The sequence below is a fragment of the Bacillus sp. 11C genome, from assembly GCF_055486375.1.
The window spans coordinates 61,766-82,655 of sequence record NZ_JBUPVZ010000015.1 but is presented as its reverse complement, the minus strand read 5'-3'; the positions used below and the strand labels follow the sequence as shown (position 1 = coordinate 82,655).

Below are 20,890 nucleotides of genomic sequence, written 5' to 3'. Positions count from 1 at the left end.
TTTATAAGAACATAATATCATCTCTAAGTAAAAAGTCAATATCATATTATAATTATTATAAAATAGTTATTTATATTAAGCGATATCTAGTATTGAAAATGATGATAAACCTCTGTCATAACAGGTTTTAAAACAATGAAAATTTGTGTGATCATGATTTTTTCTTTTCTATTTGCGAAACAAGCAGAGTAAGTGATAAACAGGCAGACAAAATCTCGCATAAATAGAGTTGGTTTATGACCGGTATCCTCACTTAGAAAAGTGTTTATTTTGCAGACTTGGCTTTTGCTTCTGCCAATAAGGCGCAGGTTTAAGTAAAACACAGCCCTTGAACACATGGTATGATATGTAAAGAAGGGAGCTGATTTTCTGAAAACATTGATAAGCACAACAATTATTTGCCTGATTGCTATGCTGTCAGCATGCGAAGATACAAAACAAATGGAAATCAAAGAGGCCGATATGTCAGATCTCGAAAAAAATAGAATGGATGTTGCAGCCTCCCAAACCTTCACTGCCGAGGTCGCAAATATCAGTGATAGCATTTCTGGAGCTGAAATGTATATAGAGCATTATCAAAACGGAAAGCTTGTTGAAACCATTGGACCGGTAAGTGCAGATTACTCGGAGGAAAAACCCGATTCATTACAATTTGTTTACTTTGAGAATGAGGAGGGAGAAGGTAAGAATAAACTGAGCACCGTTCATTTTGGAATTGTGGATAAACAAGGAAATATTGTGGCTGATTCGTCGTTTCGGCGTGATGATAGCGCGGCACAGGAAGTGACTCAGAAGATTTCGTCGGCTAAACCGATTTCTTTCGAAAAACCTGTATTGATCGGCAGCAGTATTAAAGGGACTGACGAACCAATGCACACCTCTGAACACAAAAAAGAGCTCATTAAGCATCAAGATGCGCTACTGTATTATGTGGAATTGCATCATTAGAAACGGGCGGCTTCAGGCCGTCTGTTTTACAAAGCGGTATACTTGCTTTTTTGAATCGTGCGTGATACATTTTAAATCGTAACAATTTCGATTTAAAAAGGAGGCTATGTGACTTGGCTAAAAAATCAAAAGTGGCAAAAGAGTTAAAACGCCAGCAGCTTGTTGAACAATACGCTGATATTAGACGCGAGCTGAAAGAAAAAGGAGATTACGAGGCACTCAGCAAGCTGCCGAGAGATTCAGCACCGGGAAGGCTCCACAATCGCTGCATGGTAACAGGGCGCCCGAGAGGATATATGAGGAAGTTTAAAATGTCCAGAATCGCTTTCAGGGAGCTGGCTCATAAAGGACAGATTCCCGGTGTGAAAAAAGCGAGCTGGTAAGAAAAACTCCGGCCGATTACAGCGCGCCGGAGTTTTTTTCGTTTTTCTTGAAAGCGATGACGTAGGATAGGTGCTGGATGATCATGATGATAAACACAATAATAATAGGGAAAAACGGAATATGCGATTGAAAAAGCGGATAAAAAATGAGAAGAACCGCTGCGGCAGGAAGCGAGAAATAGACGGCGATATAAGACGCGCGGCATGCTTTTGCCGTCATCATCTGCTCTCTTTCATCCTGCTCTTCAAATTCATCAGGCAGGAGAAGCTGCTTTCTGGCAGGGCGGCTTTTCTTATGCAAGTACATATAAACCGCAGCCGCCGCAATAAACAGAATAAAGGGAGTGAGGTTTAATTCAAACACCATCTCGCCGCTCTTTGTACGGGAAAAGGCCGCTATGCCTTCAGAGGCTTTAAAGTATGAAATCAGCGTCCAGCATGCTAGGCCAAACAAAACTAGTTGAAAAGCTGCTTTTGTTTTCATGCTCATCTTAGTATTCCTCCTCTAACCAAAAGACATCCTCCATTTTCATGGAGAAAGCTTTGCAGATTTTTAGTGCTAACAACAGTGAGGGAACATAGTCGCCTTTTTCGATAGCTGCCACCGTTTGTCTTGTGACGCCGACTGTTTCTCCGAGTTTTTCCTGGGAATAGCCCAAACGCGCCCTCAGCTCTTTCACTTTATTTTTCATCATGACGTCTGTCCCCTTCACAATCTCTTTTGATTATATTGTATAGTATACTTAACATTATGTAAATGCGACTTAACAACTTTACAAAAAGAAAACATTTTTTCGACAAAATTTTTATACTCCCTTGACGAAAAATCAATAAACGTGTAATATAAAAAAAGTCAAAGCAATACTGTTACTGACTATCATAAATGCGGGTGTAGTTTAGTGGTAAAACCTCAGCCTTCCAAGCTGATGTCGTGAGTTCGATTCTCATCACCCGCTCCATACATACGTTATTAACGCAGTGTTTCGTTTCTTAGATAAACGAAGTATTGCGTTTTTTTATGTAAAAAAGAACACATTATCTGTGTTCTTTTACGTAAGCCAATGTACTGTATGGGCGCCGCCATGAATTTGTTCAAACATTTTCGTTAATGATGATAAGAGTTTAACAGCGCTGCTTTTTTTTATGGATGGCGGGAAAAAGATGATTTGCAGCATGTTTTTGGTCTCGTTAGTAACGGGAAAGCGATTGACGCTGTTTTTTAAATCGCCAAATATGCCGTTTTCATCAGAGAAAAGCAGGATGTTTTCTTTTTCTCCCAATGAGATTCGGACTGGCTCATGAAGCTTTCCGGCGTCATAAATCATAATGGGCAGAGAATATTTTAATGCGAAAAAATCGATGGTGTCATGGGCTGAATCCTTGCTTTCCAGGAATTGTTCTTTGGATATCGGGATCAGCATGTCCTCCATTGGAGTTGTTTCTCGCTCAAATGAAGGGGTAAGCTGTTTAAAAAGTTCTCGCCATTCCTTGACGAAGGGTTCATCGGATATTCCGCCGTCCGCATAGTCGAAAAACAAGGATTCTTGAAATAGGCGAAGCCTGCCTTTCAGCATTTGCGGAGAGGAACCGACTTCGATATTCTCATAAATCACAGCCGCCGCATGTAAGCCGGCCGCACGTTCAGTAATAACAGAATCAAGTTTGATAGTCACAAGCATTCACTCCAGATACGGGATATCAACTTATTATAAACGCTGTATCGTTTTATCACAAAGAAAGGAGGCTGTGCAAAACATGAACATTTATCAGCTCAAAGAAGAATTAATTGCATACGCGAAAAGCATTGGCGTGGACAAGATTGGTTTTACGACCGCTGATACTTTTGACAGTTTAAAAGACCGTTTGATTCTTCAAGAATCACTCGGCTATCTCTCCGGCTTTGAAGAGCCGGATATCGAGAAAAGGGTGACGCCGAAGCTGCTTTTGCCGAAAGCGAAATCAATTGTGGCGATTGCTCTCGCATATCCTTCCAGAATGAAGGATGCGCCGAGAAGCACGAGAACTGAGCGCAGGGGCATTTTTTGCAGAGCTTCCTGGGGCAAAGACTATCACGATGTGCTAAGGGAAAAACTCGATCTGCTGGAGGAATTTCTGAGGAGCAAGCATGAGGATATCAGAACCAAGTCAATGGTCGATACAGGTGAATTATCTGATCGGGCGGTTGCAGAGCGGGCGGGTATCGGATTCAGCGCGAAAAACTGTATGATCACAACGCCTGAGTATGGTTCTTATGTGTATTTAGCGGAAATGATCACAAATATACCTTTTGAGCCAGATTTGCCGATTGAAGACATGTGCGGCTCCTGCACGAAATGTCTGGACGCCTGCCCGACGGGAGCATTGGTCAATCCGGGACAGCTGAATGCGCAGCGCTGCATCTCTTTTCTGACCCAGACGAAAGGATTTTTGCCTGATGAATTCCGCACAAAGATTGGAAACCGTCTGTATGGGTGCGATACGTGCCAAACGGTGTGTCCTCTTAATAAAGGGAAGGACTTTCATCTTCATCCGGAAATGGAACCTGATCCTGAGATTGCTAAGCCGTTATTGAAGCCGCTCTTAACCATCAGCAACCGGGAATTTAAGGAGAAATTCGGGCATGTTTCAGGTTCTTGGCGCGGGAAGAAACCGATTCAGAGAAACGCCATTCTCGCCCTTGCCCATTTTAAAGATGCTTCCGCACTGCCTGAATTGACGGAACTGATGCATAAGGACCCGCGTCCTGTTATCAGAGGAACAGCTGCATGGGCGATCGGTAAAATCGGAGACCATGCATACGCGGAAGAGCTTGAAAAAGCGCTGGAAAAAGAGAAGGATGAAGAGGCAAAGCAGGAAATTGAAAAAGGAATTGAGTTGCTAAAAGCTTCAGGCATGACTAAACAAGGCCTGTCCTGACATACGTATAGAACAGAAGGCAAAAACACTTGAGATGCATCCAAGTGTTTTTTCTCTATAACAAAGTATGGCGGGTGGGGTGAGCTTGAAGCACATTTTAGAACAATTAGCGGAGGAGCGGCTGAGCTATCTGGTGAACGGGCATGCTATGAGACAGGAGTCTGAAGTCGGAGACCTAGAAGTCATGGAGCGAAAGAAGAAGCTTCTGGAAAAGCGTAAAGTTGATATCGTAAAAGCGAAAGCGAAGGCCGTCATCGGTCATGCGCGGATTGAGGATGACGGAACGACCTGCATGACGTATACCATCCATTATGAATACGTGTGCAAGGAGCAGGACGACAGCTTGTATATGGAAGAGCACATAGAGGAGCGGGTGGCTTTCCTTTATGATCACATTTTGATTAGTGATCAGGAAATTGAGAAAAAGCCGGCTGGATTTCATGAAGGGACCAGCATTATTGACTATTCTCAAGAGGAAAGAGAAGCGTTTGGCAGGGCCTTTCAATACGATCGTCTCGGTGCTGTGCAATATGCCGAGAAATTTTGGAACAAGCGCAACCCGGCTTATAAAAATTTCAGCGATAACTGCACGAATTTTATTTCTCAGTGTCTTCATGCGGGAGACGCACCGATGCGCGGCCATCCAAACAGAGGGTCAGGCTGGTGGATGAAACAAAGTTCATGGAGCTACAGCTGGACGGTGGCTCATTCTATGAAAATGTTTTTGTCGAATTCAAAGGCCGGCCTGCGTGCGGTGCGGGTGAAATCAGCGGAAGAACTGATGCCGGGTGATGTGATTTGCTATGACTTTGAAGGAGACGGCCGGTTTAATCATACAACAATTGTCGTGGCGAAGGACAAAGGCAATATGCCGCTTGTTAACGCCCAGTCGTATGACAGCCGGATGAGATTTTGGTCGTATGAAGATTCTACGGCATACACGCCGTCAATACGATATGCCTTTTTTCATATCGTTGATGATACGACAAAAGCGTAATTAATGATATAATGATGGGCGGATAAGAAAAACAGAGGTGAACATTGTGGCATTACATGTCGTTTTATATCAACCAGAAATTCCCGCTAACACAGGGAATATTGCACGTACTTGTGCAGCAACCAATACAACGCTCCACCTGATTCGTCCGCTCGGCTTTTCAACAGATGATAAAATGCTGAAGCGTGCTGGGCTCGATTATTGGGAGTTTGTTAACGTTGTCTATCATGATTCGTTGGAAGAATTGTTTGAGGCATATCAAAAAGGCCAGTTTTTCTTTATTACGAAATTCGGCCAGCAGCCTCATACATCATTTGATTACACTGAGCTTGACGAAGATTATTTCTTCGTGTTCGGAAGAGAAACAAGCGGTTTGCCAAAGGATTTAATTCAAAATAATATGGACCGCTGCCTGCGTCTTCCGATGACAGAGCACGTCAGATCATTAAACCTGTCCAATACCGCGGCGATTCTTATTTATGAAGCGTTGCGCCAGCAAAATTACCGTGATTTGAAATAGAAGTAAATCCGCTCATTCATATGGGCGGATTTTTTTGCTGTGAGAGATGCTATGGTTTGTTTTTTTTGGGCTTAACAACGTAACAGTGTTATGTTACAATGTACCCATCAAAGGAGCTGGACTTATGGAAGAACAATTAATCTCTAAAAAAGAATTACTTGAAAGAACATCGATTTCATACGGTCAGCTGTATCGGTGGAAGCGGAAAAACTTAATTCCTGAGGAATGGTTTATTCGCAAATCCACATTTACAGGGCAAGAGACGTTTTTTCCGAGGGAGGATATATTACAACGTATTTCAATGATTCAAAAGATGAAGGAAAATTTGTCTCTGGATGAAATGAGGGAAATGCTGTCGCCAAAAATGAAGGCTGTCAGCATAACCGCTGATGAATTGCTTCATAAAGGTTTGATTTCAAGGCCTGCTCTTGATGTCTTTTCGGAAGGAAGAGAAGATTCGGTTTATTCTTCTCGCGATCTGCTTTCGCTGTATGTGCTTGAAGGGCTGCTGAAGTCCGGGAATGTCAGCTTGGCGGAAGCCAAAATGGCGGCAGAGGTGTTAAAACGGCATGATACGGAAGAGATCAAGAAACAGACAGAGCTGATTATGCTGCGGAAGCTCGGTGTCACAACTTGTTTTATAGCGGCCGCGGCGGACAGCATTCTATTTGAGTCATCCGTCAAGGTTGTGGAACGGGTAGATTTAGCTAAGGCGTCAGAGGAATTAAAAACAACATATATGCAGGAGGTCCATCAATGGATGTAATGGAAAAGCTGGTGATAAACGGATCAGGAAGTTCAAAGGGAGGAACGTTTCAATCAGTTGAGATTAACGGCAGCGGAACAGTGGCAGGGGACGTGGAGTGTGAGACTTTTTCTTTTAACGGAACTGGAAAAGCTGACGGCAGCGTCAAGGCGAAAGCGGTAACCATCAGCGGTTCAGGAAAGATACATGGAGACGTTGACACAGAATCTATTCGAATAAACGGAACAGGTTTTATTCAAGGAGATGTATCTACGAAACAATTGAATATCGCTGGATCATCGACATTTGGCGGCACAGTCAAGGCTGACGGTATTGTCATTAGCGGAAAAGCGGTCATGGAAGCCGATTGTGAAACGGAAACCTTTCAATCGGAAGGGAAATGCAAAATCAGCGGGCTTTTAAACGCTGACCAAGTGATGATTAAGCTTTCTGCCGGGGAAAGTGATGTGCGTGAGATTGGCTGCCGCCATCTTCAAGTGACTGGCAGAAAAGGGATGCTGACCTTGCTCAGACTGTTGCCGCAGCCTGTTTTAACGGCTGAACTGATTGAAGGTGACGTCATTGAGCTGACAAATACAAAGGCGAAAACCGTGCGAGGAAATAAAGTGATCATCGGTCCGGATTGCCAGATTGAAACAGTCGAATACAGCGGGGACTATACTTGTGATCCGAGCGCATCGGTAAAAACTTGCACGAAGATGTGAGGAGGACCATAATGGAGACAACAAAAATTGGAAATTTAAAATTGTATGGCGCTGGACACGCTGCAGGAGGCGCATATCACCGTGTCAGCATCAAAGGTGAAGGCGTGGTCAGTGAAGGGCTGTCTACTGCGGGCTGCCGCATATTCGGAACAGGGTGTTTTCTCGGGAAAGCAGAGACTGAGCGTCTGCGTGTGTTTGGAGAAAGTGAATTTAAAGACAATCTGACAGCCGGCAGAATCAATATATATGGCACAATGAAAGTCAGCGGTTCAATTCAATTTGATCGATTTAATTTGAAAGGCCTGACTGAAATTTGCGGGAATATGGCTGGAGAATTGTGCGATGTGAAGGGGAAGCTTAGCGTCAAAGGCAACTGTGAAACGGAAAGATTTCATGTTACAGGCTGCGTTGATGTATCTGGTTTATTAAATGCGGGTGATGTCAAGCTCGAGTTGAGCCATGATGTAAGCCATGTGCGGGAAATCGGCGGAACATCAATTACAGTGAAAAGACGCGCAAGTTTTTTTAACCGGAAGAAAGTGAAACTGATTGCCGATCTCATTGAAGGGGATCAAGTTTATTTAGAGAATACCGAAGCGGCAGTTGTCCGGGGGAAAGAAGTGATGATCGGTCCGGGATGCAGCATTGGAACAATTGAGTACAAAAACAAATGCGAATGTGATGATCATTCAAAGGTTGAAGAAAAAACTAAAATATAAAACATTGTTCTGTTACAAAAAAAGGGTGCTCTTGTCAGGAGCACCCTTTTTTATTCTTTCCCCGGCTTGCTTTCGTACCCTGCGGTAAAAATTGATACTAAAAAAGTGACAATGACACCCATCATGATGATTGTATTCACCGTCTCTCCCCCTCTTCAATTTTTCCGTGCTGTCTGAGTCTGGATGATTCTGTTATTTTCTTTATTATGAACGGTCGCGGTCTGCCTTGTCAACGCCCGTGTAAGTATCTTTATTTTAAGAAACCAAAGCATGTATCACGAGATGGCGGCATAGATTGTATCAAAGTACCTTATTTGTATAGCGCATCAAACATGATGGAGGAGGTCCTTATGGATATATTAAAGAAAATTGAACAGTACAGAGAGGAAGAGCAGCGGCTGAAATGGGAAGGAACATTCGCCGATTATTTGGAGATTATTAAAGAAAATCCAATGGTCGCGCAATCTGCTCATTCTCGTGTTTTTAATATGATAAAAGACAGCGGGATAGAGGAGGTCGACGGGCGGAAGAAGTACAGCTTTTTTGACCGTGAGCTGTTCGGGCTTGAGGAATCACTGGAGCGTCTTGTGGAAGAGTATTTTCATCCGGCCGCGAAACGGCTTGATGTCAGAAAGCGGATTCTATTGCTGATGGGGCCGGTGAGCGGCGGTAAATCAACGCTGGTCACGATGCTTAAAAAAGGTCTCGAAGCGTACACCCTGACGGATAATGGGGCTGTCTATGCGATTAAAGGCTGCCCGATGCACGAGGACCCTCTACATTTAATCCCCCATCATTTGCGTGATGACTTTTACAGAGAATACGGCATTAGAATAGAAGGAAGTCTTTCTCCGCTAAATGTCATGAGGCTGGAGGAAGAGTACGGAGGAAGAATTGAGGATGTGAAGGTGGAACGCATCTTCTTTTCGGAAGATAAGCGTACAGGAATTGGAACATTCAGTCCGTCAGATCCGAAATCTCAAGATATTGCCGATTTGACGGGGAGTATTGATTTCTCAACAATTGCCGAATACGGTTCTGAATCGGATCCGCGCGCTTATCGGTTTGACGGGGAGCTGAATAAAGCGAACCGCGGGATGATGGAGTTTCAGGAGATGCTGAAATGTGATGAGAAATTTCTCTGGCATCTGCTTTCATTGACACAGGAAGGGAATTTTAAAGCTGGGCGATTTGCGTTAATTTCTGCTGATGAGCTGATCGTGGCTCACACGAATGAAACGGAGTATCGCTCATTTATTTCTAATAAGAAGAATGAAGCCCTTCACTCAAGAATCATTGTGATGCCGGTCCCTTATAATTTGAAAGTGTCTGAGGAAGAGAGAATTTATGAAAAAATGATCGCGGAGAGTGATGTGTCGGATGTTCATATTGCCCCGCATACGTTGAAGGTCGCTGCAATGTTCTCGATTCTCACCCGATTAAAAGAGCCTAAAAGGTCGGATATTGATCTGGTTAAAAAAATGAGACTGTATGATGGAGAAAGTGTGGAAGGATATAATTCTGTCGACGTTGAGGACATGAAAAAAGAATATCATGATGAAGGCATGAGCGGCATTGATCCGCGGTACGTGATCAATCGGATTTCTTCAACGATTATCAGAAAAAATATGGAATCGATTAATTCACTTGATGTTCTCCGTTCCTTAAAAGAAGGTCTTGATCAGCATCCTTCGATTTCAAGCGAGGACAGGGAGAGATTTTTGAATTTTATTTCTGCCGCCCGCAAGGAATATGACGACATTGCGAAAAAGGAAGTTCAAAAAGCGTTTGTGTATTCATATGAAGAATCAGCAAAAACACTTATGGACAATTACCTTGATAACGTAGAGGCTTATTGCAATAAAAACAAGCTGCGTGATCCTTTGACGGGAGAAGAAATGAACCCTGACGAAAAGCTGATGAGATCAATCGAAGAGCAGATCGGCATTTCGGAAAACGCCAAAAAAGCGTTCCGTGAAGAAATCTTAATCCGCATCTCGGCCTATGCGAGAAAAGGAAAGCGGTTTGATTACAATTCTCATGAAAGACTGCGTGAAGCGATTCAGAAAAAGTTGTTTGCTGATCTGAAGGATGTCGTTAAAATTACGACTTCAACCAAAACGCCGGATGAGCAGCAGCTGAAAAAGGTAAATGAAGTCGTGGCCCGTTTAATTGATGAGCACGGCTACAACTCGACGAGCGCCAATGAACTGCTGAAATATGTCGGCAGCCTGCTGAACCGATAAGCAACGTGACCCGTCCGAATAGGGCGGGTTATTTTGTCCCATTTTCTAAATAGTTTGTCAATTAACGGTGCTTTTGTGCATATGATGAATATAAATCTTTTCGAAAGACTTGTTTCATAATCCCGCACAAGCAGGAATACGTATGTATCACGACCACAAATGGTTAAGGAGGGGAATTCATGTCCCAAAATGACAGCGGCCATTTTTTGATTTCTGAGGAAAACTGGTCCCTCCATCGCAAAGGCTTTGATGACCAGCAGCGTCACCAGAAAAAAGTGCAGGAAGCGATCAAAAACAATCTTCCGGACCTCGTGACTGAGGAAAGCATTATTATGTCCAACGGAAAAGATGTAGTGAAGATCCCGATCCGTTCACTGGATGAGTATAAAATTCGATATAACTATGATAAAAATAAACACGTAGGCCAAGGAGAAGGCGACAGCCAGGTTGGAGATGTCGTGGCCCGGGATGGATCAGACAAAAAACAGGGACCCGGAAAAGGGCAGGGCGCCGGTGACCAGGCAGGCGAAGATTATTATGAAGCAGAAGTTTCACTAATGGATTTAGAAGAAGCGCTTTTTAAGGAATTAGAACTCCCGAATCTCCAACAAAAAGAGCGAGACAATATCATTCATACAGATATTGAGTTTAATGATATCCGTAAGACAGGGTTAACCGGTAATATAGATAAGAAAAGAACAATGATGTCAGCTTTTAAACGAAACGCGATGTCAGGAAAGCCGTCGTTCTATCCGATTTACCCGGAGGACTTGAAGTATAAGACATGGAATGACATAACAAAGCCCCAGTCAAAGGCTGTCGTCTTAGCGATGATGGATACAAGCGGCAGTATGGGTGTTTGGGAAAAATACATGGCCAGAAGCTTCTTTTTCTGGATGACCCGTTTTTTGCGGACAAAATATGAGACTGTAGAAATTGAATTTATTGCCCATCATACAGAAGCGAGAGTCGTTTCGGAAGAGGACTTTTTCTCAAAGGGAGAAAGCGGCGGAACAATCTGTTCTTCCGTATATCGAAAGTCGCTTGAGCTGATTGATGAAAAGTACAATCCCGCCCGCTATAATATTTACCCGTTTCATTTTTCTGACGGTGACAACCTGACATCTGATAACGCGCGCTGTGTGAAATTGGTCAATGATATTATGAAGAAAGCGAATCTTTTCTGCTACGGCGAAGTCAATCAGTACAACAGGCATTCAACGTTAATGTCTGCATACAAAAATGTGAAAGACGATAAATTTAAGTACTATATTTTAAAACAGAAGTCTGACGTTTTTCAGGCCTTGAAAAACTTTTTCAAAAATGAAGAATCTGGCGTAAGCCACCAATTTTCGTAATGAAAAGCCCATTTAAGGGCTTTTTTTAATTTAATAATAGTAAGAAAACGGTTGCGGAAAAAATACGAGAAAAAAAGATATTTTTCCTTTGACAAATCTCCTTTCATTTATTAATATTTTATCTTGTGAACTATTATTGAGGATTGAGGTGAAAAGGAGTTGACTGAATCAGAACGTGCTTTGCTCACTTTTGAACAGCTCTTCGATACGTCTCGGGCAATTTATAAAAAACAGAAGAAGATATTGGAGATTGTGCTTGAGCCTTTTGATATTACAGTCCTTCAATACTTGCTGATGTTTAAAATTCATCAAAGCGGAAGCACCCCGTTAAGCAAGCTGGCAATGTCGCTTGATCTTAAGCCTGCTTCTGTGACGCGGATGACGGATATTCTGTATAAGCGCCAATTGATGAATCGATATGACAGTCCTGATGACCGCCGTATCGTCATGATTCAGTTAACCGAAGAGGGGGAAGAACTGCTAGAAAAAGCCGCTGTACATTATGCGAAAATGGGTGCGGGGTTGTACCAAAAGCTTGATACATCCCAGCTTCAATATTTGCGTAAGCTTGCCGGAAGCTTAACGAAGATTGCTGAAGGCTGTTCTGAAAAGCGGTAATGAAAAACTTCTCACATATTTTCACCACCATTCCGCAAAATGATAGAGGATGAAACGAAAGGAGAAAACAAAATGAACAGAGGACGTTTAATTCTGACCAACATTATCGGTTTGATTGTTGTTCTTGCAATTATAGGCGGAGGTGCTTATTACTATTATCAAAGCACTAACTTTATAAAAACAGACGAAGCGAAAGTAGCCGGCGATATGGCTGCTATTACAGCTCCAGCAGCAGGCAAAGTATCTGACTGGGATCTTGAAGAAGGAAAAACAGTCAAAAAAGGCGACACAGTTGCAAAAATCAAAGGTGAACAATCTGTTGACGTAAAATCCATCATGGATGGAACAATTGTGAAAAACGAAGTGAAAAACGGACAAACTGTACAAGCTGGCACAACAATTGCCCAAACCATTGACATGGATCACCTGTACATCACTGCGAATATTAAAGAAACAGATATTGCGGATGTTGAAGTAGGCAATAGTGTAGACGTTGTCGTTGATGGAGAACCTAACACAACATTTGACGGTACTGTAGAAGAAATCGGTTATGCGACAAATTCAACTTTTGATATGCTTCCATCTGCAAATTCAAGCGGTAACTATACAAAAGTAACGCAAAAAGTTCCAGTGAAAATTTCAATCAAAAACCCATCTGATAAGGTGCTTCCTGGTATGAATGCATCTGTTAAAATTTCTGAGTAAAACAGATCAGTCATCAAACCATGAAAGGAGGTTGTCTTAGATGGCTACAGGCAAAGAAAATAATGCAAAAAGCCCCATGTCATTGCTAATTGTGCTAATGGCGGGTTTATTTCTGGCAATATTAAACCAAACATTGCTTAACGTCGCAATGCCGCACTTAATGACTGAATTTGGTGTAAGTGCCACGACGATTCAGTGGCTCACAACAGGTTACATGCTTGTTAACGGCGTTTTGATCCCGTTATCCGCCTTCCTGATCACACGGTTTGGCCAACGGAGTCTCTTTCTCGTCGCCATGTTCTGTTTCACACTCGGTACGTTAGTCTGCGGTATCGCACCTAACTTTTCCACAATGTTGATCGGTCGTTTGATTCAGGCCGTGGGTGGAGGAATCTTGCAGCCGCTCGTTATGACAACTATTCTGTTTATCTTCCCGCCTGAAAGCAGGGGGAAAGGAATGGGGATCTTCGGACTCGCGATGATGTTTGCTCCGGCGGTCGGCCCGACTCTTTCCGGGTGGATCATTGAGAATTATACATGGCGCATTATGTTTTACGGCCTTGTGCCGATCGGTGCCATTATTATTATTGTGGCTTTCTTCATCTTTAAAAACATGGTGGAGCCGCAAAAAATCAAACTCGATACATTTGGAGCGATTCTTTCCATTGTCGGATTCGCCTCCTTATTATATGGAGTCAGTGAGGCTGGTTCTGACGGCTGGACTGACCCGATTGTCCTGTCTACAGTTATTATTGGTGTCATTGCAATTGTTGCTTTTGTTGTTCAGCAATTGCGTCATGACGATCCGATGCTTGATTTCAGAGTGTTTAAATACGACATTTTCTCACTATCAAGTGTCATTAATATCATTATTACAGTAGCGCTGTACACTGGTATGTTCCTGTTGCCGATTTACCTGCAAAATCTGGTCGGCTTTACGGCATTGCAATCCGGGCTGCTTCTGCTTCCGGGTGCGATCGTTATGCTGATTATGTCACCGATCTCTGGTATTTTGTTTGATAAATTCGGTCCGAGACCGCTCGCGATTATCGGGCTTCTCGTGACAGTGGTGACAACATACCAATATACGCAATTAACGATTGATACATCATATACGCATATCATGCTGATTTACGCAATTCGTGCCTTCGGTATGTCGCTCTTAATGATGCCGGTGATGACAGCGGGGATGAACCAGCTTCCTGCCCGTCTGAACAGCCACGGTACGGCGATGAGCAACACGCTTCGCCAAATCAGCGGGTCAATTGGCACAAGCTTAATTACGACGATTTATACAAACCGTACGACATTCCATTATTCACAAATTGCAGATAAAACGAGCACGGCGGACCCGAACTTCCTTCATGCGTTCCAAAATGCGGTTTCGAATATAATGGTGAATATGAATGTATCCTACGAAACAGCGAAAACGTATGTTTACTCTCATATTTATAAACACGCAACCCTCGACTCAAACGTTATGGGGATTAATGACGCTTTTATGTGGGCAACATTGTTCTGTGTGGCAGGTTTAATTCTAAGTCTGTTCCTGCGTGACGTTAGAAAAGATAAATTGCGTAAAAAGAGAAAAGAGGAGCTTTCATTGCTTCCGGCTCCTAAAGAAGTGAAGGAATCTTAATCTGTGTAAGGAGGTTTCCTGAATGAAAATTTATGTAGTGTATGACAGTGAAGGTGAACATACAAAAGTTCTTGCGGAAGCGATTGCTGAAGGTGCGAGAGAAAACGAGGCGGCTGAGGTGCTGATCGACCATGTCGATCAGGCTGATATCCGCAAGCTGAAAGAGATGGATGCGATTATTTGGGGATGCCCTGGGCATTTCGGAACAATCAGCGCTGGTCTGAAAGCTTGGATCGACAGACTTGGCTATTTGTGGGCTGAAGGCGAGCTGATCAACAAAGTCGGCGCTGTTTTCTGCACAACGGCAACAACACACGGCGGCTTGGAAATGACAATGCACAACCTAATCACGCCGATGTTCCACCAAGGCATGATCGTTGTCGGCCTGCCTGGCAACGTGCCTGAAAACGCACTGTACGGCTCTTATTACGGTGCAGGCGTCACCTGTCCGGTTGACAGTGACGAGTTAATGTCTGAGGAAGGTATTCAGCTGGGGCGCGCCTTAGGAAGACGCGTCAGCCAAGTCACAGGAAACCTAACAGCAGGTCAGTAAAGGAGAGGTTGAAATGGCCATTATTATCGCAATTATTGCTGCTGTCATTGTCATTGCGGGTCTTATAACATTTAACGTCCGCAACGCCTCTCTTGGACCTGAGAAGCAAGAAACAACCGAAAAAATCGCCCCTCCAGAAGAGGAAAAAAACGAAGCGCAATACCCTGCTGAAACAAGGGCTGCCGAGCATATGCCAGCCGTTGTGAAAAACGATTCCCCAAAAGAGAAACGTGACGCAATGGGTGATGATATTTACAGGCAGGCGCTGCAAAAGTTTAAGCATTCTGATGAAGATCAGTCAGAAGTAAAGGTCATTGAAGAAAGTGACAAAATGCAGGACAGCAGCTATCGTGATGCGCTGCTCTCCATGAAAAGTAAGAATAAGTAATAAAAAAGGCAAATCCGTTTACTCATGGCGGATTTGCCTTTTTTATGCTGTTTGCATGTGTGTATGATGTTTTTTATCTAATAAACCCATGGAATATGTTGTATTCAGGTTTGATCTAGTGTACTATGGTACTCATACACCGAAGAGGCTTCCGGGAGGGAAAGACATGGATTCTTTTTTAGGTCTATTAAAGAAAGATATAAAGCTTTCGAGAATATGGCTGCTAGTATGGATTTGCGGAATCATTTTCTGTTTGGTGACAGGTCATATCATAGCTTCTCGTACGAAAGAACCACTTGTCATTTTTGGTTTCTTTGTTGCAGTTGCTGTTTTTCTGCTGTTCTTAACCCCTGTTTTTGTGTTTTATCATCTTCACAAAGAGGGGAAATCACAGCTTTGGCTGTATAATCCAAATAGCGGTTTCAGGCTGCTTTCTTCCAAATTGGCAGCATCTTTGCTCTATCAATTTCTGATTCAATTGGCATTAACCGCTTATGGCATATGGATTCATCATATGCTCTTTGTAAAAAACCTGCTGGAGCATCAAATTGATTTAACAAATACAGCGGTTTTGCTGAATATATATGGGCTTATTTCCTCGTTATATATGTCAGTGACAGTCATTGTGTTTTGGGTTGTTTTTCACTCGTTTAGGAATTGGCGCGGAATGCGATGGGCTGTGATGGGGCTGCTGGCCACAGTGTGGTTCTTTCTCGATAAATACCTCATAAGCCCATTATTAGAATCTCAAAAGCATTTCTGGCCTGTAACAGTTTATTGTAATTTTGATTTTCACTTCCGTGACGTTTGGAGATTGGAATTAAAACCGATACATCTATCTGTGCTTGGGTTTCCTATCGCTATTGTCATTACAATCTTGCTGCTTATCGCGGCTTCAAAACTGCTTGATCGTAAAGTAGAGGTGTGAAGATGGACAATCATTTCCAATCCTCAAAACCAATTTATCTGCAGATTGCTGACCAGATCTTCTATCGGCTGGTCAGGAAGGAACTGCTTCCGGGAGACAAGCTTCCTTCTGTAAGAGAAATGGCGATTCAAACCAAGGTAAATCCCAATACAATTCAAAGAACATACAGTGAGATGGAAAGGCTGGGTATTGTGGAGACAAGAAGAGGTCAAGGGACGTTTATTGCGGAGAAAGCAGACATCGTAGATGAGCTGAAAGACAGGCTGACACGAGAAGTGCTGGAAGGCTTTGTGAAGCAAATGACAGAGCTGGGGTTAACGAAAGAAGAAATGGTTGAAGGGATTAAAACATTCACTGAGGGAGGCTGAAATGGAAATCACTTTAGAATGTGTATCAAAAAAATACGGCAGCCACACCGCCGTCCAAGATGTATCGATCTCCTTATCATCCGGACGGATTTATGGTCTGGTCGGTCCGAACGGCAGCGGCAAATCAACGATTTTAAAAATGATGGCCGGCCTTCTGTTTCCTACATCAGGGTTGGTTAAAGCGGATGAAAAGCAGGTTACGAGAGATATGGTGCGCCACACGGCTTATCTTACAGAGCTTGATATGTTTTATCCGCATTTTACTGTAAAAGACATGGTGAAGTTCTATCAGTCTCAATTTTCTGATTTTCAAGAAGACCAAGCTTATACGCTGTTGAATGAGATGCAGCTCGATCCGGAAAAAAAGATCAAAAAGCTGTCAAAAGGAAATCGGGGCAGGCTGAAAATCGTTCTTGCTTTAGCAAGAAGGGCATCCGTCATCTTACTGGATGAACCCTTTTCCGGGCTTGATCCGATGGTGAGGGATTCCATCGTAAACAGCTTGGTTTCGTACATTGATTTTGAGCAGCAGATTGTCGTGATCGCTACGCACGAGATTGATGAAATAGAAACCTTGCTTGACGAAGTCATCGTTGTTACAAATGGAGAGAAGGTTGCACAGCGTGATGTGGAGGATATTCGTGAGCAGGAAGGCATGTCTGTTTTGCAATGGTTTAAATCGAAAATGGAAGTTTACTAGAAAAGAAAGAGGAGGAACATGATGAAGACTGTGTTGGAATTGAAAAATGTGACAAAGAACATCAGAGGGCGAACGATCATTGATCATCTTAGTTTTACAATTCGAGAAGGCGAAGTATTCGGTTTTTTAGGGCCGAACGGAGCGGGGAAAACGACAACTATCAGAATGATGGTAGGATTAATGAAACTGTCAAAAGGTGATGTGCTCATTTGCGGCCAATCGATCACGAAAGAGTATGCCAAGGCGATTAAGCATATTGGGGCGATCGTAGAAAACCCAGAGCTGTATAAATTCTTAAGTGGATATAAAAATCTCCAGCAGTACGCAAGGATGGTCAAGGGCGTCACGAAGGAAAAAATTGATGAAGTTATTGAACTAGTCGGTTTAACAGACAGAATCCATGACAAGGTGAAAACATATTCTCTTGGGATGAGACAGCGTCTTGGCTTGGCGCAATGTCTTCTGCACGATCCGAAAGTGCTGATTTTGGATGAACCGACAAACGGCCTTGATCCGGCGGGAATTAGGGAAATCAGAGATCATTTAAAAAAGCTGACGCGAGAAAGAGGAATGGCTGTCATTGTTTCAAGCCACCTGCTCTCAGAAATGGAACTGATGTGTGACCGAATTGCGATTTTGCAAAAAGGGAAGCTTATCGATATTCAAAATGTAAAAGATGAAATCACTGATGAAAAAGATACATATTTCTTCAACGTTGAGCAGCCGAGTGAAGCCGCTTCTGTTCTAAAGGAGCATGATTTGGTGGGCAAGACAAACGGTGTAGAAGTCAAGCTGTCTAAAGACGAAGTCCCTGCGGCTATTGAATTGCTGGTGATGCAGCAAATCCGCATTTATGAAGTGAAAGTAATGGCAAAATCATTAGAGGACCGTTTCTTAGAAGTGACAGGCGAAGCAAAAGAGGAGGTTCAACATGCTTAATTTGATTTATAATGAATGGATCAAAATTTTCAGCCGGGTCGGAACATGGGTGATGATCGGGATTCTGGCTTTGACCATGATTGGATGGGCGTTCTTAACAAACCATTTTACGTCCGATGAAACAAATCCGAATTGGAAACAAACGCTTCAAGCGGAAAATGCCGCATTGAAGAAAGAAATCAAAGAAAATCCTTCACTGAAAGATGGCTATGAAGAAACAATTACAGTCAACAACTACCGTATTGAACATAACATCCCTGATGACACTGGATATACTGTATGGTCTTATGTAACAGATTCAGCAAACTTCACGATCCTGACCGGTCTGTTCACCATTATTATTGCAGCCGGAATTGTCGCGAACGAGTTTAATTGGGGAACGATTAAGCTGTTAATGATCCGCCCGCTCAGCCGTTTTCAGATTTTGCTCTCTAAATATATTACAGTTCTCCTGTTTGGGTTCTTATTGCTGTTTATTTTATTTATGGGGTCTGCTTTATTAGGATTAATCTTTTTCGGGACAGGCGGTGACACTGCTGCGAATGTTCATTTAATCTACAAGGACGGCCATATCTTTGAACAAAATATGATGGGATATTTGGCAAAAACATATCTCTCGGAATCTGTTGCAGCTTTAATGATCGCAACGATGGCATTTATGCTGTCGGCTGTCTTTAGAAACAGCTCGCTGGCAGTAGGTTTTTCCATCTTTTTATTGGTAACGGGTACGACAGCCACTGCATTTATTGCGATGAAGTTTGACTGGGCAAAGTATATTTTATTTGCCAATGTCAGCTTAATGCAATATGTAGAGGGATCACCGTTGGTAGAAGGGATGACGATGACTTTCTCCGTTGTTATGCTGGCAGTTTACTTTGTTGTCTTCCTGTTGCTGGCTTTCGGAATCTTTATGAAACGGGATATTGCGAACTAATGTAAAAAAGCTGTTTTGCTTAAGCAAAACAGCTTTTTTATCGAAAAAAACTGCAGGCGCAAACCTGCAGTTTTTCATATCAATTTATGCTTACGCTTCTTTAGTAACGTTAGCAGCTTGTGGTCCACGGTTGCCTTCAACGATTTCGAAAGAAACTGATTGGCCTTCTTCTAAAGTTTTGAAGCCTTCGCCTTGAATAGCAGAGAAATGAACGAATACATCGTCTTGACCTTCTACTTCGATGAATCCGAAACCTTTTTCAGAGTTGAACCATTTTACTTTACCTTCTAACATGAAATTTCCTCCTAAAGCGATCATAACGCTTAAATTCACTATTCTTGCTCTTAACAAACTTTCAAGACGAAAACTCTTACAAAACTTTCTTCTTAAAGATAGTTCGAACAAAAATAATTACCTTTACTCTACCAGTAATCTTCAGAAAAAACAACTGCTAAACGAAATTTTTTCGTGAAATACCATATTTATTTTTCAATTTGATATTTATTCACTGAAATTCATCTGCTTTCTCGATACGTGATCATACGTTTGCCTGAGATATTCCTTCTTTTAGGGAAGAGAATATAATAGGAATTGACAACCCTACTGGATATGAGTAAGGTAAAACTTATCAATATTACAAATGACAATGTTTATCAACTAAAGAGAGCGTTTGATTTTTATGTCTATTATTGCTTGCATGCTCTAATACATAGATAGGAGTATGGTCACAATGAAAAAGTGGCTTATATGCAGTTTTGTTTTTATTCTACTCGTTTCATTCACTGCATGCTCACCGTCGGCAGAACATGAATCGATAAAAATCGGAATTGCTGAGTCTGACGAGGCAATATGGAACTATATTGCTGAAAAGGCAGAAGAGACGGGGTTGGATATTCAACTGATTCTTTTTTCTGATTATGCGGAGTCTGATATCGCGCTTGCAAATAAAGAAATTGATGCCAACGCCTTGCAAACCATTTCATATTTTCAGTCGTTCACTGAAAAATACAAACATAAGCTGGCGCCGCTCGGTACGACATACATAACGCCTATGGGCATTTATTCAAAACGATATGGCCGAATTCAAGATATACCACGAGGAGCTGTTGTTTCCGTTCCGGATAAAGTGTTTGATTTTGGAAGGGCGCTTACGATGCTTCAGGAGGCGGGGTTGCTAACGCTGAAAAACGGATTTAACGGAACAGGTTCAGTCGATATGATCAAAGACAATCCGAGACACCTGAAATTGAAAGCAGTCCGGCAACAGGATGCTGTGAGAGGTGCCGACGTGTTTGTCATGAAACCTTCTGAAGCAAAAAAAGCGGGGTTGAGCCTGGAAAAACATGCTTTAAAGAGCGGCGGGCTCATGTCCAAGGAAGAGATGAATTTGATTGTTGTCAGAGCGGAGGATCAAGATCGGGAAGCACTGCAAACCATTATCGAGCTCTATCAAGCTGATGATACAGCGGCATTTATAGAAAAAAAGTATCGGGGAGACCTTGTCCCGGCTTTTCTGCCTTTGAAACGTCTTTCAGATTGGAAGAATGAATTCGAACATTGA

Annotated in this window: 25 protein-coding genes and 1 tRNA gene; 22 read left to right on the top strand and 4 right to left on the bottom strand. The window is 42.6% G+C overall.

What is annotated here, in order from left to right:
• Positions 1-411: 411 nt before the first annotated feature.
• Both ACY3LV_RS17775 and rpsN read left to right on the top strand, forming a co-directional pair.
• Positions 412-948: a hypothetical protein gene (locus ACY3LV_RS17775; RefSeq protein ID WP_464864263.1), complete on the top strand. Its 537-nt coding sequence runs from the start codon at positions 412-414 to the stop codon at positions 946-948.
• Between the two features lie 113 nt (positions 949-1,061).
• Positions 1,062-1,331: a 30S ribosomal protein S14 gene (rpsN, locus tag ACY3LV_RS17770; RefSeq protein WP_061188229.1), complete on the top strand. Its 270-nt coding sequence runs from the start codon at positions 1,062-1,064 to the stop codon at positions 1,329-1,331.
• Positions 1,332-1,347: 16 nt separating this feature from the next.
• Here the strand turns inward: rpsN and ACY3LV_RS17765 are convergent, their stop codons facing one another.
• Positions 1,348-1,821, bottom strand: coding sequence for a hypothetical protein (locus ACY3LV_RS17765; protein WP_148964354.1), 474 nt, complete (start codon positions 1,819-1,821; stop codon positions 1,348-1,350).
• Position 1,822: 1 nt separating this feature from the next.
• The gene (locus tag ACY3LV_RS17760; protein WP_087993737.1) at positions 1,823-2,023 is read right to left on the bottom strand and encodes a helix-turn-helix transcriptional regulator; all 201 of its coding nucleotides are present in this window, start codon (positions 2,021-2,023) and stop codon (positions 1,823-1,825) included.
• A 193-nt stretch (positions 2,024-2,216) separates the two neighbouring features.
• Here ACY3LV_RS17760 and ACY3LV_RS17755 point away from each other — a divergent pair.
• Positions 2,217-2,290: transfer RNA gene (locus ACY3LV_RS17755), tRNA-Gly, on the top strand.
• Positions 2,291-2,380: 90 nt separating this feature from the next.
• On the opposite strand, the gene ACY3LV_RS17750 is transcribed toward ACY3LV_RS17755, so the two are convergent.
• A complete protein-coding gene (locus ACY3LV_RS17750; RefSeq protein ID WP_148964355.1) occupies positions 2,381-3,004 on the bottom strand; it encodes a B3/B4 domain-containing protein in 624 nt (207 codons plus the stop codon).
• A gap of 82 nt (positions 3,005-3,086) precedes the next feature.
• Here ACY3LV_RS17750 and queG point away from each other — a divergent pair, with 82 nt between their 5' ends.
• The 18 genes from queG to ACY3LV_RS17660 all read left to right on the top strand — a co-directional run bounded on the left by queG (position 3,087) and on the right by ACY3LV_RS17660 (position 19,329).
• Positions 3,087-4,247: a tRNA epoxyqueuosine(34) reductase QueG gene (gene queG / locus ACY3LV_RS17745; RefSeq protein ID WP_464864258.1), complete on the top strand. Its 1,161-nt coding sequence runs from the start codon at positions 3,087-3,089 to the stop codon at positions 4,245-4,247.
• Positions 4,248-4,314: 67 nt separating this feature from the next.
• Positions 4,315-5,244, top strand: coding sequence for an amidase domain-containing protein (locus ACY3LV_RS17740; RefSeq protein WP_414957614.1), 930 nt, complete (start codon positions 4,315-4,317; stop codon positions 5,242-5,244).
• Between the two features lie 37 nt (positions 5,245-5,281).
• Positions 5,282-5,764 (top strand): tRNA (uridine(34)/cytosine(34)/5-carboxymethylaminomethyluridine(34)-2'-O)-methyltransferase TrmL, encoded by a 483-nt coding sequence (trmL, locus tag ACY3LV_RS17735; protein WP_087993706.1) that lies wholly within the window; start codon positions 5,282-5,284, stop codon positions 5,762-5,764.
• A gap of 124 nt (positions 5,765-5,888) precedes the next feature.
• The gene (locus ACY3LV_RS17730) at positions 5,889-6,530 is read left to right on the top strand and encodes a YhbD family protein (RefSeq protein ID WP_464864257.1); all 642 of its coding nucleotides are present in this window, start codon (positions 5,889-5,891) and stop codon (positions 6,528-6,530) included.
• Positions 6,521-7,234, top strand: a complete 714-nt coding sequence (locus ACY3LV_RS17725; protein WP_148964359.1) for a bactofilin family protein — start codon at positions 6,521-6,523, stop codon at positions 7,232-7,234. The genes ACY3LV_RS17730 and ACY3LV_RS17725 overlap by 10 nt, the downstream gene beginning before the upstream one ends.
• Before the next feature lie 11 nt (positions 7,235-7,245).
• Positions 7,246-7,953 (top strand): hypothetical protein, encoded by a 708-nt coding sequence (locus ACY3LV_RS17720; RefSeq protein WP_464864256.1) that lies wholly within the window; start codon positions 7,246-7,248, stop codon positions 7,951-7,953.
• 350 nt (positions 7,954-8,303) lie between these two features.
• Positions 8,304-10,199: a serine/threonine protein kinase PrkA gene (gene prkA, locus ACY3LV_RS17715; protein WP_148964361.1), complete on the top strand. Its 1,896-nt coding sequence runs from the start codon at positions 8,304-8,306 to the stop codon at positions 10,197-10,199.
• 179 nt (positions 10,200-10,378) lie between these two features.
• A complete protein-coding gene (gene yhbH / locus ACY3LV_RS17710; protein WP_289346754.1) occupies positions 10,379-11,557 on the top strand; it encodes a sporulation protein YhbH in 1,179 nt (392 codons plus the stop codon).
• Between the two features lie 159 nt (positions 11,558-11,716).
• The gene (locus ACY3LV_RS17705) at positions 11,717-12,175 is read left to right on the top strand and encodes a MarR family transcriptional regulator (protein WP_087993711.1); all 459 of its coding nucleotides are present in this window, start codon (positions 11,717-11,719) and stop codon (positions 12,173-12,175) included.
• A 39-nt stretch (positions 12,176-12,214) separates the two neighbouring features.
• Positions 12,215-12,880 carry an HlyD family secretion protein gene (locus tag ACY3LV_RS17700; RefSeq protein WP_148964363.1) on the top strand — a complete coding sequence of 222 codons (666 nt, stop codon included), beginning with the start codon at positions 12,215-12,217 and terminating at the stop codon, positions 12,878-12,880.
• A gap of 40 nt (positions 12,881-12,920) precedes the next feature.
• Positions 12,921-14,519, top strand: coding sequence for an MFS transporter (locus ACY3LV_RS17695; protein WP_333518373.1), 1,599 nt, complete (start codon positions 12,921-12,923; stop codon positions 14,517-14,519).
• A 22-nt stretch (positions 14,520-14,541) separates the two neighbouring features.
• Positions 14,542-15,072, top strand: coding sequence for an NAD(P)H-dependent oxidoreductase (locus tag ACY3LV_RS17690; RefSeq protein WP_464864255.1), 531 nt, complete (start codon positions 14,542-14,544; stop codon positions 15,070-15,072).
• 13 nt (positions 15,073-15,085) lie between these two features.
• On the top strand, positions 15,086-15,460 hold the full coding sequence (locus tag ACY3LV_RS17685; RefSeq protein WP_464864254.1) for a hypothetical protein: 375 nt from the start codon (positions 15,086-15,088) through the stop codon (positions 15,458-15,460).
• A 166-nt stretch (positions 15,461-15,626) separates the two neighbouring features.
• Positions 15,627-16,388, top strand: coding sequence for a hypothetical protein (locus tag ACY3LV_RS17680; RefSeq protein WP_333562214.1), 762 nt, complete (start codon positions 15,627-15,629; stop codon positions 16,386-16,388).
• A gap of 2 nt (positions 16,389-16,390) precedes the next feature.
• Entirely contained in the window at positions 16,391-16,756 is a 366-nt protein-coding gene (locus ACY3LV_RS17675) for a GntR family transcriptional regulator (RefSeq protein ID WP_087993717.1), read from the top strand.
• A 1-nt stretch (position 16,757) separates the two neighbouring features.
• Positions 16,758-17,456 (top strand): ABC transporter ATP-binding protein, encoded by a 699-nt coding sequence (locus ACY3LV_RS17670; RefSeq protein ID WP_333562215.1) that lies wholly within the window; start codon positions 16,758-16,760, stop codon positions 17,454-17,456.
• 21 nt (positions 17,457-17,477) lie between these two features.
• Positions 17,478-18,395, top strand: a complete 918-nt coding sequence (locus ACY3LV_RS17665; protein WP_464864262.1) for an ABC transporter ATP-binding protein — start codon at positions 17,478-17,480, stop codon at positions 18,393-18,395.
• Entirely contained in the window at positions 18,388-19,329 is a 942-nt protein-coding gene (locus ACY3LV_RS17660; RefSeq protein WP_333562217.1) for an ABC transporter permease, read from the top strand. The genes ACY3LV_RS17665 and ACY3LV_RS17660 overlap by 8 nt, the downstream gene beginning before the upstream one ends.
• A gap of 90 nt (positions 19,330-19,419) precedes the next feature.
• On the opposite strand, the gene cspB is transcribed toward ACY3LV_RS17660, so the two are convergent.
• Entirely contained in the window at positions 19,420-19,623 is a 204-nt protein-coding gene (gene cspB / locus ACY3LV_RS17655) for a cold shock-like protein CspB (RefSeq protein ID WP_010333511.1), read from the bottom strand.
• A 436-nt stretch (positions 19,624-20,059) separates the two neighbouring features.
• On the opposite strand from cspB, the gene ACY3LV_RS17650 reads away from it, so the two are divergent.
• A complete protein-coding gene (locus ACY3LV_RS17650) occupies positions 20,060-20,890 on the top strand; it encodes a MetQ/NlpA family ABC transporter substrate-binding protein (RefSeq protein ID WP_087993722.1) in 831 nt (276 codons plus the stop codon).